Source organism: Streptomyces sp. SID5464, from assembly GCF_009862985.1.
Taxonomy (GTDB): Bacteria; Actinomycetota; Actinomycetes; order Streptomycetales; family Streptomycetaceae; genus Streptomyces; species Streptomyces chartreusis_D.
Genome location: NZ_WWIQ01000038.1, coordinates 1 through 12652, shown reverse-complemented (window position 1 = coordinate 12652; position 12652 = coordinate 1). Strand labels below are relative to the sequence as shown.

The 12652-nt window shown below is 71.7% G+C and carries 13 protein-coding genes; 7 read left to right on the top strand and 6 right to left on the bottom strand.

All coding sequences use genetic code 11. From position 1 onward, the window contains the following. The first annotated feature begins 19 nt into the window (after window positions 1-19). The 4 genes from GTY47_RS20485 to GTY47_RS20470 all read left to right on the top strand — a co-directional run bounded on the left by GTY47_RS20485 (window position 20) and on the right by GTY47_RS20470 (window position 3445). The gene (locus tag GTY47_RS20485) at window positions 20-307 is read left to right on the top strand and encodes a hypothetical protein (protein WP_010048452.1); all 288 of its coding nucleotides are present in this window, start codon (window positions 20-22) and stop codon (window positions 305-307) included. Window positions 308-369: 62 nt separating this feature from the next. Continuing rightward, the gene (locus tag GTY47_RS20480; protein WP_010048451.1) at window positions 370-1329 is read left to right on the top strand and encodes an N-acetylmuramoyl-L-alanine amidase; all 960 of its coding nucleotides are present in this window, start codon (window positions 370-372) and stop codon (window positions 1327-1329) included. Between the two features lie 156 nt (window positions 1330-1485). Continuing rightward, the gene (locus tag GTY47_RS20475) at window positions 1486-2334 is read left to right on the top strand and encodes a DUF5336 domain-containing protein (protein WP_010048450.1); all 849 of its coding nucleotides are present in this window, start codon (window positions 1486-1488) and stop codon (window positions 2332-2334) included. 97 nt (window positions 2335-2431) lie between these two features. Further along, a complete protein-coding gene (locus tag GTY47_RS20470) occupies window positions 2432-3445 on the top strand; it encodes an LLM class F420-dependent oxidoreductase (RefSeq protein ID WP_010048449.1) in 1014 nt (337 codons plus the stop codon). Window positions 3446-3455: 10 nt separating this feature from the next. Here the strand turns inward: GTY47_RS20470 and GTY47_RS20465 are convergent, their stop codons facing one another. The 3 genes from GTY47_RS20465 to GTY47_RS20455 are packed head-to-tail and all read right to left on the bottom strand — an operon-like array spanning window position 3456 to window position 6908. Continuing rightward, a complete protein-coding gene (locus GTY47_RS20465) occupies window positions 3456-4205 on the bottom strand; it encodes a hypothetical protein (RefSeq protein ID WP_158688482.1) in 750 nt (249 codons plus the stop codon). After that, a complete protein-coding gene (locus GTY47_RS20460; RefSeq protein WP_010048446.1) occupies window positions 4192-5754 on the bottom strand; it encodes a substrate-binding domain-containing protein in 1563 nt (520 codons plus the stop codon). Before GTY47_RS20460 ends, GTY47_RS20465 begins: the two co-directional genes overlap by 14 nt. Continuing rightward, a complete protein-coding gene (locus GTY47_RS20455) occupies window positions 5751-6908 on the bottom strand; it encodes a hypothetical protein (RefSeq protein WP_010048444.1) in 1158 nt (385 codons plus the stop codon). Before GTY47_RS20455 ends, GTY47_RS20460 begins: the two co-directional genes overlap by 4 nt. A 243-nt stretch (window positions 6909-7151) precedes the next feature. Between GTY47_RS20455 and GTY47_RS20450 the strand changes: the two genes are divergently transcribed. Next, window positions 7152-7445 (top strand): hypothetical protein, encoded by a 294-nt coding sequence (locus GTY47_RS20450; RefSeq protein WP_010048443.1) that lies wholly within the window; start codon window positions 7152-7154, stop codon window positions 7443-7445. Window positions 7446-7543: 98 nt separating this feature from the next. Here the strand turns inward: GTY47_RS20450 and GTY47_RS20445 are convergent, their stop codons facing one another. The 3 genes from GTY47_RS20445 to GTY47_RS20435 are packed head-to-tail and all read right to left on the bottom strand — an operon-like array spanning window position 7544 to window position 10880. Continuing rightward, window positions 7544-8614: a prenyltransferase gene (locus GTY47_RS20445; protein ID WP_010048442.1), complete on the bottom strand. Its 1071-nt coding sequence runs from the start codon at window positions 8612-8614 to the stop codon at window positions 7544-7546. Further along, window positions 8611-9360 carry a class I SAM-dependent methyltransferase gene (locus GTY47_RS20440; RefSeq protein ID WP_010048441.1) on the bottom strand — a complete coding sequence of 250 codons (750 nt, stop codon included), beginning with the start codon at window positions 9358-9360 and terminating at the stop codon, window positions 8611-8613. The genes GTY47_RS20445 and GTY47_RS20440 overlap by 4 nt, the downstream gene beginning before the upstream one ends. Next, window positions 9354-10880: a glycosyltransferase family 4 protein gene (locus tag GTY47_RS20435; RefSeq protein ID WP_010048440.1), complete on the bottom strand. Its 1527-nt coding sequence runs from the start codon at window positions 10878-10880 to the stop codon at window positions 9354-9356. Before GTY47_RS20435 ends, GTY47_RS20440 begins: the two co-directional genes overlap by 7 nt. A 211-nt stretch (window positions 10881-11091) precedes the next feature. Between GTY47_RS20435 and GTY47_RS20430 the strand changes: the two genes are divergently transcribed. Next, a complete protein-coding gene (locus GTY47_RS20430; RefSeq protein ID WP_010048438.1) occupies window positions 11092-11760 on the top strand; it encodes a TetR family transcriptional regulator in 669 nt (222 codons plus the stop codon). A 384-nt stretch (window positions 11761-12144) separates the two neighbouring features. Then, on the top strand, window positions 12145-12465 hold the full coding sequence (locus tag GTY47_RS20425) for a GYD domain-containing protein (RefSeq protein ID WP_010048436.1): 321 nt from the start codon (window positions 12145-12147) through the stop codon (window positions 12463-12465). Window positions 12466-12652 lie beyond the last annotated feature (187 nt).

The window sequence follows — 12652 nt, the reverse complement described above, 5'->3', positions numbered from 1 at the left end:
TGCCCAAGGATCCGGGCGCGTGGCACACACCTTCGCAGAGCTCGTGGAGAAGCAGCGCGCGGCGGACGAGGCGTACACCCGCGTGCGGCAGCTGCAGGACGCGTACGGACCGCCCACCCAGACCAAGTGGAGCGGCCAGCAGACCACCACCTGGGAGACCGCCTGGCGCGCCTGGCGCGACCTCGCCCGCGACGTCCAGGCGGCGGTGACCGCGTACGCGAAGCAGGAGGGCACACCGCGCCAGGAGATCGAGGCGCGGGTGAAGGAGGCGGTACGGCACGGGGACCCCGACGGGAACGAGGAGTAGCCGCCACCCGTCGGGCCGTCCTCGGCCCGCTGCCGCCGGGCGACGGCCGCTAGGGTGGCACCGTGTCGTACGTAGGCCCGGACTTCGAACCTCCCCAGCCCCGCCGCCCCCGCCGCGGCCCCCTGACCGTCGCGCTCGCCGCGCTGGTGCCCGGGGCGCTGCTCGGCTGGCTCGTGTACGAGACGGTGGGCGGCTCGGGGGGCGACGGCGGGTCGGGCCAGGCCACCGTGCGGTCCTCCCCGCCCTCCGTGCCCGCCTCGTCGGGTGCGCCGACGGACGACGGCAAGAAGCCGAGCGCGTCGTCTTCGCCCACGGCGTCGTCGACCTCCGCGCCCGCCCCGGCCTCCGGGCCGCTCAAGGGAAAGGTCGTCGTCATCGACCCCGGGCACAACCCGGAGAACTTCCAGCACCCGTCCGAGATCAACCGCAAGGTGAACATCGGGACGAACTGGAAGGAGTGCGACACCACGGGCACGTCCACCAACGACGGTTACACCGAGGCGAAGTTCACCCTGGACGTGGCGCACCGGATGCGCACGCTCCTCGAAGAGCAGGGCGCCACGGTGAAGCTGACGCAGGACAGCGACCGGCCGTACGGCCCGTGCGTGGACGAGCGGGCCCGGATCGGCAACGAGGCGAAGGCCGACGCCGTGGTCTCGGTGCACGCGGACGGCTCGGGCGCCGGCAACCGCGGCTTCCACGTCATCCTGCCCGGCGCGGTCCACGCGGGCGCCGCCGACACCCGCGCGATCGTCGCCCCCTCGCGCGATCTGGGCGAGCGCGTCGCGGGCCGTTTCGTCGCCGTCACCGGCAGCGCGCCGTCCAACTACGCCGGCGACGGCACCGGTCTCGTCACGCGTAAGGACCTGGGCGGTCTCAATCTGTCAACGGTTCCCAAGGTGTTCATCGAGTGCGGCAACATGCGCGATAGCAAGGACGCGGCGCTGCTGACCAGTGGCGCGTGGCGGCAGAAGGCGGCGCAAGGGATCTCTGAGGGAATCGTGAGTTTCCTGCGCGGGTAGCTCTCGGCGGGCTGATCCGGGCGGACACCCTGGTCGGGCGGACGATAGTGTCCGTCCGTACGATGAGGGGCCACCCCCGCGCTTCCCACCCGGGCCCGAGGGCATGGTGACAGCGACGCCTCTACCGACGATGAGACGACCTACGAAGGACCTGAAGTGAATATCCGCTCCCTCACTCGAGGCGACGGCGTGGTGATCGGTGCAGCGGTGTTGCTGTTCATCGCGTCGTTCCTCGACCTCTACTCGTTCGACAATGTCCCCGACAGCGTCGACCTCCCCAGCCTGTGGGGAAGCGGTCCGGTCGTGTTCAGCGTCGTACTGGCGGGGATCATCGGCGCGGCGCTCGTCGTCGTCGCCCGGGGTCTGCCGCAGGTCCCGAAGATCGCGGGTCTCGACCTCGGTCAGTTCGGCGCCGCCTTCACCGTGTTCGCCGCGTGGAGCGCCCTCGGCAACATCTTCGACGTGCCCGGCGGCTTCGACAACATCGGCAACAACGCGGACGACGGTGCTCCGAGCCCCGGCATCGGCCTGACCCTCGCCCTCGTCGCCACGCTGCTCCTCGCCGCCGCCGCCCTCGCCACGCCCCTCATCCCGGCCCTCAAGGCCGCTCTCATCCCCGCCCCGCGCCCGGCCGCTCCCCAGCCCTACGGCGCCCAGCCCCCCGGCGGTTACGGCTACCCGGGCGCACAGCAGCCGGGTGGTTACGGCCACCCGCAGCCCGGACAGCCCGGACCCGGGCAGCCGGGTCAGCCGTACGGCGGCCAGCCCCAGCCCCAGCAGGCCCAGGCGCCGCAGCCACCGGCCGGGGACTTCTCGCCGTTCTGGTTCGCGGTGCCGGTGCCCCGGCCGCTGTTCGCCGAGGACGGTTCGCCGACCCCGATCGCCGAACTCGCCCCGGGTACGTGGTACCTGGCGGTCGAGCAGCGCGGCGCGGCCCTGGTCGCCCAGACGCAGGACGGCCGCCGCGGTGTCCTCCAGGACACGTCGGGCATCCAGCGCGGCTGAGCCCCTGAAACGACGTACGGCCCCTCGCCCTTCCGGGTGAGGGGCCGTTGCCGTACAGTCGTCGCCCCACCGGCTGACGAACCGTCAGGAGGCAGGCGTGCGGCTCGGTCTCGCCCTCGGCTACTGGGGCCGCGGCCCCTCCCCCGACCACGTGCCGCTGGCGCGGGAGGCGGAACGGCTGGGCTACGACTCCGTGTGGACGGCCGAGTCGTGGGGCTCGGACGCGTTCACGCCGCTCGCCTGGATCGCCGCCCACACCTCCACCATCAAGCTGGGCACGGCGGTCGCGCAGATGGCGGCCCGCCCGCCCACCACGACCGCCATGCAGGCGCTCACCCTCGACCACCTCTCCGGCGGGCGCATGATGCTCGGCCTGGGCCTGTCCGGCCCGCAGGTCGTCGAGGGCTGGTACGGCCGCCCGTTCCCCTCCTCGCCGCTCACCGCCACCCGCGAGTACGTCGACGTCGTACGGCAGGTGTTGCGGCGGGAGGCGCCGGTCGAGCTGGCCGGGCGGTTCCACGCCCACCCCTACCGGGGACCGGACGCCACCGGCCTCGGCAAGCCCCTCAAGCCGATCACCCATCCCCTGCGCCCGGACCTGCCGGTCCTGCTCGGCGCGGAGGGGCCGAAGAACGTCGCCCAGACGATCCGCATCGCCGACGGCTGGCTGCCGCTGTACTGGTCACCGACCCGGCCGGAGGTCTACGGCCCGGCCGTGCGCGAACTCCCCGAGGGCTTCCTCGTCGCGCCCCTGGCCCAGGTCCGGGTCTGCGACGACGTCGCCGAGGGCCTGTTGCCCGTCAAGGCCATGCTCGGCTTCTACATCGGCGGCATGGGACACGCGGCCCGCAACTTCCACGCCGACCTCATGGCCCGCATGGGGTACGAGGAGGAGGCCCGCCGCATCCAGGAGTTGTTCCTGTCCGGCCGCCGGGAGGAGGCCGTCCGCGCCGTGCCGGACGCCTTCGCCGACGAGATCTCCCTGGTCGGTCCGCGCGAACGGATCGCCGAGCGGCTGGAGTTGTGGCGCAAGGGCCCGGTGACGGACCTGCTGGCGCTGGCGCCCGACCCGCACACCCTGCGCGTGCTCGCGGAGCTCAGCTCCCGGTGAGCGGCGGCGGTCACCAGAAGATCGCGATCGCCTCCAGGGTCACCTCGCGGGTGTCCTCGCGCCAGCCGGTCATCTTGCCCAGGCAGCGGGCCGTGAAGGTGCCGGCCGGGATCGAGCGGCGCGCGTTCCCGGGGGCCACGACGCGCATGTACACCGGGGGCTGCTCGTCGCCGTACTCGGCCCGCAGGACGAACCCCTCCGTCACGTCGGGCACGCGGGTGAACACCCCTTTGACGGAGACGAATTCGCCGATGCGGCTCAGGGTCACCGCACGGCCGTCGGCCAGGTTGTCGGCGAGGTTCCGGTTCGGGACGACGGTCAGGGCGGTCAGGTCGGCGTGGACGATGGCGTCGGCCCGGTCGAAGGCCTCCATGACCACGCCGATCACGTTGATCGGCTTGTCCTTGCGCACGAACTTGCGGAACGTCTCCTGGCTGACGTCCCGCTTCAGCCGGAACCGGAACAGCCACGTCAGCACCCGGCTCCAGAAGCCGACACTCGTGTCGACCTTCGTCCGCAGCTCGACGGCCTCCTCCAGCGCGGACCGGTAGTTGCCGAGCTCGTACAGGTCCATGACCGCCTGCTCGTCCAGGTACAGGCAGATGCTGTACGCCGACTGCCAGCGCCGCAGGTGCCTGCGCCGCTCCCGGGCATGGCGCACCAGGACCACCGCGAGCACCACCGCGCCGGCGGCCGTCACCAGCCAGACCGTCATCCACGGCCACCAAAGGCTCCACCACAGTGCGTCAGTGACAGCCACGGATCTCCTTGAAAGCCTCGGAAAGGGACGAGCCGGCGGCGTCCACCATCCGTCCGCCGGTCCTCGCCGCCGCGCGCCGCAGCTCACCGGCGTCGGCCTCGCCGAAGTGGACGGGGTAGGCGGGGACGGCGGCGCGCACGGCGGCGGGCAGCGCCTGGTGGCGGCGGACGAATTCCGCGTAGGGCAGGCCCGCGTTGTTCTCGCCGTCCGTCATCAGGACGAGGGAGACGGAGCGGTCGGGGTCGGCGGCCAGTTCGCGGGCGGCGGTGCGGTAGCCGTGGTCGAGGGCGGACCACACGGCGGTGGCGTCGCCGTAGCCGCCCCGGGCGACGGTGTCGGCGAGGGCCGTCAGGTCCTTCGGCCCGGTGACGGTGACGGTCTTCTCCCCCAGCACCCGGCCGCCGAAGCGGACCACGGTCAGCCGCTCGCCCCGGTGGAAGCGGGTGAACTTGCCGGAGGCGGAGGGGTCCGCGCCGCTGAGTCCGGCGAAGGCCTCACGCAGGGCGGCCATCCGGGCGCCGCGCATCGAGCCGGAGAAGTCGAGCAGGAAGACCACCTGGCTCGTGGTGCGGCGGTCGGGATCCCCGTAGTCCGCCAGCAGCGTCGTGATGACGGCGGCTCGGTCGGGGTAGTAGAGGGCGTTGCCGACCGGTTCGCGCAGGGGCGCGTCCCGGGGGACCGTCGTGTTCACGGGGCGGCGCAGCGTGTGCCGCATGATCTCCCGCTGCACCGGGTCGCGCCGCAGCCACCGCGTGACCTTGTCGTACGCGGCCCGGTGGGCCGGGTTCAGCAGGAGCAGCGGGAAGTCGGCCAGGACCATGCCGTCCTCGGGGCGGATGACCTCCAGGCGGTCGTCGAGGCGGCCGGTGGCGTTGAGGGCGAGCAGATCGGACTCGTAGGTGATGAGGGCGTTGGCCTCGTCCTGGTGGTCGACGTAGGAGTCGACGAGGGCGGGGCCGGTGTCGGCGGTGAGGGTCTGGCCGGAGCGGAAGCCGCGCAGCCGGTCGCAGGAGACGTCCTCGGGGCGCAGCGCGGCTCCGGTGCCGGCCGCGGCGGTGGCGACGCCGACGAGGGCGGCGAGCCCGCTGCCGGCGTGCCGGGGGTCGGCCATGCCGAAGCGGACGGTGCCGTCGGCCGCGGCGTCGGCGATGTCCGCCCAGGTGAGCCGGGAGCCTGAGGTCTTGGCGCGGAGCTTGCGTGCCACGTCCGGCTTCAGGCCGATGACGACCGGTGACGTCATGGTGGCTGTGCGCTGCAGCCCCCGGGTGGCGTTCTTGTCGGTGAGACGCAGATAGCGGTCGGAGGACAGCCACGCGAGGTCGTACCGGTCGCGGTCCGGGGTCTTCGTCTCGGCGTCGGCCCGGTGGTCCAGGCGCAGGTCGACACCGGTCTCGTCCTTCAGTTCGCCGAGCAGCGGCGCCAGTACGGCGAGGTCGGGACTGGCGAGCACGCGCAACCGGACCGTGTCGTCGCCGTCGCCCGAGCAGGCGGTGAGGAAGGCGGCCACGAGCGCGAGGCAGAGGGCCGCCAGGCCCGCGCGGCGCCTCACCGGCTGCCCGTCCGGTCCGGGCAGTCGCCGACGATCTCGATCATCTTCTCCAGCAGGGGCAGGCTGGGCAGCACGGCCCGGGTGTCGTCGGAGGAGGTGGTGGGCACCGGGATGTGCCGCTCGGTGAGGAACCGGGTGAGCTCGTCGCCGGTCGCGCCGCTGCCGGCGTTGCGGGCCCTGAAGCCCAACTCCATGGCCCGGTGCTGGAGTTCGGGGTCCTTGCTGACCAGCTCGCCGAGCCGGGCGCCGTCGCCGGTCAGCGCGACGAGCTGGGGTTCGGTGACGAAGCGGGTGGAGGGGTAGAGCAGGACGCGCTCGTCGTCGGTCGCGCCCTTCGCGGCCACCTGCCCGATCTGGTGGGCGAGGAACTGGTGCTCGTAGATCACCGAGATCGGGGCGATGCTCTGCCCGTCGGGGGACAGATACGTTTCGGCGCGTTCGGAGGACGGCAGTCCCTGTTCCACGAGGAGCGGCTTGATCCTCCGGGCGAGCTGCTCGGCCTCGGCCTCGTTGTCCGGCGCGTCGTTCCCGTGCTCGACGAAGGCCACGAGTCCCAGGTAGGTGCCGGCGGAGTTGGCCTCGCAGATGTCCGAGGTCTGGGCGAGGATCTTGTTGCCGTTGCGGACGCGGTCGTCCTGGTCGATCTCGTCCCAGCGGTAGCCGTCCTCGGGGTCGCGCTGGACGCCCTTCCTCTTGCCGTGGGCCAGATCGAGGAACTTCCGCATGTCGAGGGTGTAGTACATCGGCCGACCGCCCGAGCCCGGCAGGCGCTTCGCGACGCCTTCGGCCCTGAGCACCTCGGCGTAGTCCCGGTAGGTGGCCAGCACGATGGGGCTGACGAACGGGCGGTACAGCAGCACCGGACGGTTCGCCCGGGCGCGCTCCCGGCTGATCAGGTCGGCGGCCGGCTGGCCGGAGGGGAAGACGACGTCGTACCCCTCGTAGTCCTGCTTGGCGATCTCACGCGAGCCCATGTTGGTGATGCGCACGCGGAAGCCGTGCTTCATGAGCAGCCGCTCGACCTCGGGGTCCTGGAAGAAGTCCCTCTTCGAGGCCATCTTGGCCTCTATGGTGACCACCTGGCGCACCGGCAGCAGCAGATTCCCGGAGGTCACGAGCAGGACCAGCCCGACGACCGGGACGGGCAGCGCCAACGCCAGTGCTCTGCGCAGGCGTCGGCGCGGGGGTCTGGTGACGGTTAACCGCGGTTCCTCGCTGGCGGGTCTGTGCTCGGGCACCTGCGTTCTCCCCCCGTGACACCTGTGTCCTCCCCCGTGTGGCCGGGCCAGGATTGTCGGTGATGCCGGTGTACCCCGAACGCCCCTTCCGGGAACGTCGGTTGAACGCAGTGAGGAGCAACCGGGTTTCACATGGGCGGCAGGGGCTACCCGATAGGCATGTCCCCTCGATATCGCAATGGTGCGAATCAGGCCGGCACGGTCATCGCCGTCGTCGCCGACATCATGGCTCTCATCCTGGGCCTGTGGATTCTGATGTACCTGCTGGACGCCAACCGCGCCAACGACTTCGTACAGTTCATCCACGACGCGGCCCGCTGGCTCGCGGGCTGGTCCCACGACCTCTTCACGTTCGACGAGGCCTGGGCCCGAGTGGTCGCCGGCTACGGCCTGGCAGCGGTGGTCTACCTGTTCGTGGGCCACGCGATCGCCAATCGCGTACACCGGCACTGAAAGACGCCGTAAGGGGCTCGTCCCTCAGGGGCGCGGGGAACGGCGCGAGAAACCACGCACAACCCGCGCCCGCAGTCAGGCGACAAACCCCCGAGCTCTCAGGCGCAGCACTCCGACTCCAGCCCCAGTGGCAGGTCCTCGCCGCCGAAGACCCGGCACGTGGCCTCATGTCCCCCCAGCGCGGCGACGGCCAGCAACACCGACCCCGCAGTCCACGTGGTCAGCTCCCGCGGCCAGATCGCGTCGTCCTCGAAGACGTACCCCGTCCAGTACAGGCCGCTTTCCGGATCGCGCAGGTGCTGGATCGACTGCAGGATCTCCAGCGCACGGTCCGACTCCCCCATCGCCCAGAGGGCGAGCGCGAGTTCGGCCGACTCACCCCCCGTCACCCACGGGTTGGGAACCACGCACCGCACCCCCAGCCCCGGGACGACGAACCGGTCCCAGTCCTCCTCGATGCGGGCCTTGGCCTCCGCACCGGTCAGGGCGCCGCCGAGCACGGGGTAGTACCAGTCCATCGAGTACCGGTTCTTGTCGAGGAACCGCTCCGGATGCCGGCGTATCGCGTGCCGCAGCGCACCCGCCGCCAACTCCCAGTCCGGCTGCGCCTCTTCCCGCTGCTCGGCGATCGCCAGCGCGCACCGCAGCGCGTGGTGGACGGAGGAGCTGCCCGTCAGCAGGGCGTCCGCCGTGTCCGTGCCGTCGTCGTCGCGCCGCCAGCCGATCTGCCCGCCCGGCTGCTGCAGGCGCAGCACGAACTCCACCGCCGCGTACACCGTCGGCCACATCCGCTCCAGGAACGTGTCGTCGCCGGTGGAGAGGTAGTGGTGCCAGACGCCCACGGCTGCGTAGGCGACGAAGTTGGTCTCGCGTCCCCGGTCGGTGACGTCGGCGAAGTCCCCGTCCGCGTACGCCGCGTACCAGGAGCCGTCCTCGTTCTGGTGCCGGGCCAGCCACAGGTAGGCCCGTTCGGCGGCCTCGTGTTCACCGGCCGCGTCGAGTGCCATCGCGGCCTCGACGTGGTCCCACGGGTCGAGGTGGTGTCCCCGGAACCAGGGGATCGCGCCGTCCTCGCGCTGCACGGCGAGGAGGCCAGCGACGGTCGCGGCGGCCTGCCCGGCGGTGAGGACCCCGGGCAGGACCAGGTGTTCCGTCCGGGGAGTCGTCACTGGGCGTCCGCCCCGGTGCCGGAAAGACGCGGCAGGTGCGGCTTGGTCGCGTACGCCACGAAACTCTTGCCGATCAGTGGGTTCAGCGCCTGCTCCGCGGCACGGGTGGCCAGCGGTTTCTTCATGATGTCCCAGACCAGCAGCTTGTGGTACGCCCGCACCGGCAGCGCCTTGTCGTTGTCGACGCCGAACGCGCACTTCAGCCACCAGTACGGGGAGTGCAGGGCGTGGGCGTGGTGGGTGCCGTACGGCTCCAGACCGGCCTCGCGGATCTTCTCGAGCAGTTCGTCCGCCTTGTAGATGCGGATGTGGCCGCCCTCGACCTCGTGGTAGGCGTCGGACAGGGTCCAGCAGACCTTTTCGGGGCCGTAGCGCGGGACGGTGACGGCGATGCGCCCGCCGGGCTTCAGCACGCGCACCATCTCGGCGAGGACGCCCTTGTCGTCCGGGATGTGCTCCATCACCTCGGAGATGATCACGACGTCGAAGGACTCGTCGGGGAAGGGCAGGGCGAGGGCGTCGCCCTCCATGGCCGTGGCGGTGGCGCCCTCGGGGGCCTCTCCGGCTTCCTTCATCGCCGCGAACCACTTCGCGACCTCGCGGATCTCCTCGGCGTTCTGGTCCAGCGCGACGACCTGTGCGCCGCGCCGGTAGCACTCGAACGCGTGCCGGCCGGCACCGCAGCCGAGATCCAGGACACGGTCGCCCGGGGCGAGCGGGAACCGGGAGAAGTCGACGGTCAGCACGTGGCCCTGCTTTCGGAGTTGACGCCTTCTACATCTGTGGTGGCCGCGGAGACCAGGGGCGCGGAGTCGTCGACGCCCGCCGCGGAGCCACCGGCAGCCGGAGACACGGCCTCTGCTGAAGCCGGGGACGCCGAGCGGTCACCGCCCACCGCGGAACCGCCGGATGCCCGGCGCGCAGGGCCGCCGCCGGCCGCTGCCGAGCGGCCCTCGGCGTCACCCCCGGCGCGGGCGATCGCCTCGCGGTACCGCGCCACCGTGCCCTGCGCCGCCCTGGCCCAGGTGAAGTGCCGCAGCACCCGCTCCCGCCCGGCCGCACCGAGCCGTGCGCGCAACTCCGCGTCGCCCAGCAGCCGGACCAGCCCCGCCGCCAGCGCCTCCGAGTCGCCCGGCGGCACCGCAAGGCAGGTCTCCCCGTCCCGGCCGGCGACCTCGGGGATCGCCCCGCCGGTCGTGGCGAGCAGGGGCGTCCCCGTCGCCATGGCCTCGGCGGCCGGCAGCGAGAAGCCCTCGTAGAGCGACGGCACACAGGCGATCTGCGCCGAGCGCACCAGGTCGACGAGTTCCGCGTCGGAGATGCCCTTGACGAACTCGACGGCGCCGTCGAGGCCGTAGCGTTCCATCGCCTGGGCGACGGGCCCCTCGGCCGGGCGCTTGCCGACGACGACGAGGTGGGCGCCGGGGTGCTCGGTGCGCACCTTGGCGAGTGCCTCGACGAGGTGGACCAGGCCCTTCAGCGGCACGTCGGCGCTGGACGTCGTCACGATCCGGCCCGGCACGACCGGCACCGAGGGGTCCGGGGAGAACAGGTCGGTGTCGGCGCCGATGTGGACGACGTGGATGCGGTCCTGGCGGACGCCGAGGTGGTCGACGATCTCCTGCTGGGACGTGCCGGAGACGGTGAGGACGGACGGCAGCCGCCGTGCGACGCGCTTCTGCATGCGCGTGAAGCCGTACCAGCGGCGCACCGAGAGGCGCCGCTTCCAGCCCTCCGCCGCGTCCAGCTCCAACTGCCGGTCCACGGTGATGGGGTGGTGGATCGTGGTCACCAGGGGCGCGCCCACGTCGCCCAGCAGCCCGTACCCGAGGGTCTGGTTGTCGTGGACGACGTCGAACTCGCCCCGGCGGGCGCGCAGGTGGCGGCGGGCGCGCAGCGAGAACGTCAGTGGTTCGGGGAAGCCGCCGGTCCACATGGTCGCGACTTCGAGCGCGTCGATCCAGTCCCGGTACTCGTCGCGCTTCGGCGTGCGGAAAGGATCCGGCTGGCGGTAGAGGTCGAGGCTGGGCAGCTCGGTCAGGCTCAGCCCGTCGTAGCCCTCGTCGAGCACGGGATACGGCTGTGCGCCGATGACCTCGACCCGGTGGCCGAGGCGGGCCAGTTCGCGCGAGAGGTGCCGGACGTAGACGCCCTGGCCGCCGCAGAACGGGTTCCCTTTATAGGTGAGGAGCGCGATGTGGAGCGGTCGCAAGCCGTCGGCGGCGGGGTCCTCCGGGGCCCCGGCCTCCCTGGCCTCAGCGGTCACTCTGGGCCCCCTTCTCCCTGCTCTGTCCCGCGAGATTACGCCGGGACGCTAATCTAGAACAAGTTCCAGACTTGATCGTTCGGAGGCTCTGAATCTACCGGCAGGTAAGGGTGCTGTGAGCAGTGGATCAGGTGATTCACGCCACGGCCGGCGCCGTGCCATGCTGTCTGATCACTCGTCCTCACGGACGGTCACGGAACGGGCCCGACCCATGCCCGCGGAAGCCAAGGTGAGCGCCAAGGTGAACAAGGTGGCCAAGGTGGATGCCAGAGCCACAGCCCCCGGCTCCCCGCCCCTGACGGAGCGGCAGGAGGCCCGCCGCCGCCGCATCCTGCACGCGAGCGCGCAACTGGCCAGCCGGGGCGGCTTCGACGCCGTGCAGATGCGCGAGGTCGCGGAGTCCTCGCAGGTGGCGCTGGGCACGCTGTACCGCTACTTCCCCTCCAAGATCCACCTGCTGGTCGCGACCATGCAGGACCAGCTGGAGCACATGCACGGCACGCTGCGCAAGAAGCCTCCGCAGGGCGAGACGGCCGCCGAGCGGGTCGCGGAGACGCTGATGCGGGCCTTCCGCGCCCTCCAGCGCGAACCGCATCTGGCCGACGCGATGGTCCGCGCCCTCACCTTCGCCGACCGCAGCGTGAGCCCGGAGGTCGATCAGGTCTCGCGCCAGACGACGGCGATCATTCTGGACGCGATGGGGCTGGAGCACCCCACTCCGGAGCAGCTGTCGGCGGTCCGGGTCATCGAGCACACCTGGCACTCGGCCCTCATCACCTGGCTGTCGGGCCGCGCCTCCATCGCCCAGGTCAAGATCGACATCGAGACGGTGTGCCGCCTGATCGATCTGACCGCCCCGGCCGCGCCCCCGGCCCCCTGACACGCGAAGGACCTACGAGACGGGTTCCCTTCGCCGGCATGGTCCGGATCAGGTTCTGGGGGTCGCCTTCCAGCCGTCGGACCTCTCGGTCCTCCGGCCTTCCGGCCTCTCAGCCCTACCGTCGCAGTCGGCACCGGCAGAAGCCGAAGCTTCCTGCCAGAGTCGGCAGACTCCGGTCGGACTCCCTCACTCGTCCCGTAGGCCACTTCCCAGGCTAGGACTTCTGGCCGTGGAGTGAAGCCCCTGTGCGGGATTTTTTACCTAAATGTCCCGATTAGCCCACATGGCCCACCTTGAGACCCCGGTCGCCGCGACGAAACACCGAACCGCAAGGAACATGAGGGAGTCAAAGCGACTTTTCGGGCGGAAGTGAAGGGTGACCCCATGCCGAAGTACCTCTTCAAGGTGAAGCTGACTCCGGACGGGCTGAAGGGCCTGCTCAAGGAAGGCGGGAGCAGGCGGCGCGAGGTCGTCGGGCGCACGGTCGAGGGCCTCGGGGGCCGGGTCGAGGCCATGTACTGGGCCTTCGGCGACGACGACGTCTACGTCACGGCCGAGCTGCCGGGCAACACCTCCGCCGCGGCCATGGGCATGGTCGTCTCGGCGGCGGGCGGGGTCCGCACGAGCACGGTCGTCCTGCTGTCGGCCGAGGAGGTCGACGAGGCCGTCCGGCAGCAGGTGGACTACCGAGCACCAGGCGCCTGACGGTCCCCGAACCGGCCACCCACCGGAGCCTGACGGGTTCCCGAACCGGCCACCCCACCGGACCCTGACGGGAACCCGAACCGGCCGCCCCGCCGGCCCCTGACAGGGCTCCGAACCGGCCAGCTCCCCAGCCCCGGACGAGACCCCGAACCAGCCACCCCACCGGACCCGAACGGGACCCCGAACC

Coding starts and splice junctions, on each gene's coding strand:
- GTY47_RS20450 (WP_010048443.1), top strand. CDS start 7,152: ATGTCCCCTCGATATCGCAATGGTGCGAATCAGGCCGGCACGGTCATC.
- GTY47_RS20430 (WP_010048438.1), top strand. CDS start 11,092: ATGCCCGCGGAAGCCAAGGTGAGCGCCAAGGTGAACAAGGTGGCCAAG.
- GTY47_RS20425 (WP_010048436.1), top strand. CDS start 12,145: ATGCCGAAGTACCTCTTCAAGGTGAAGCTGACTCCGGACGGGCTGAAG.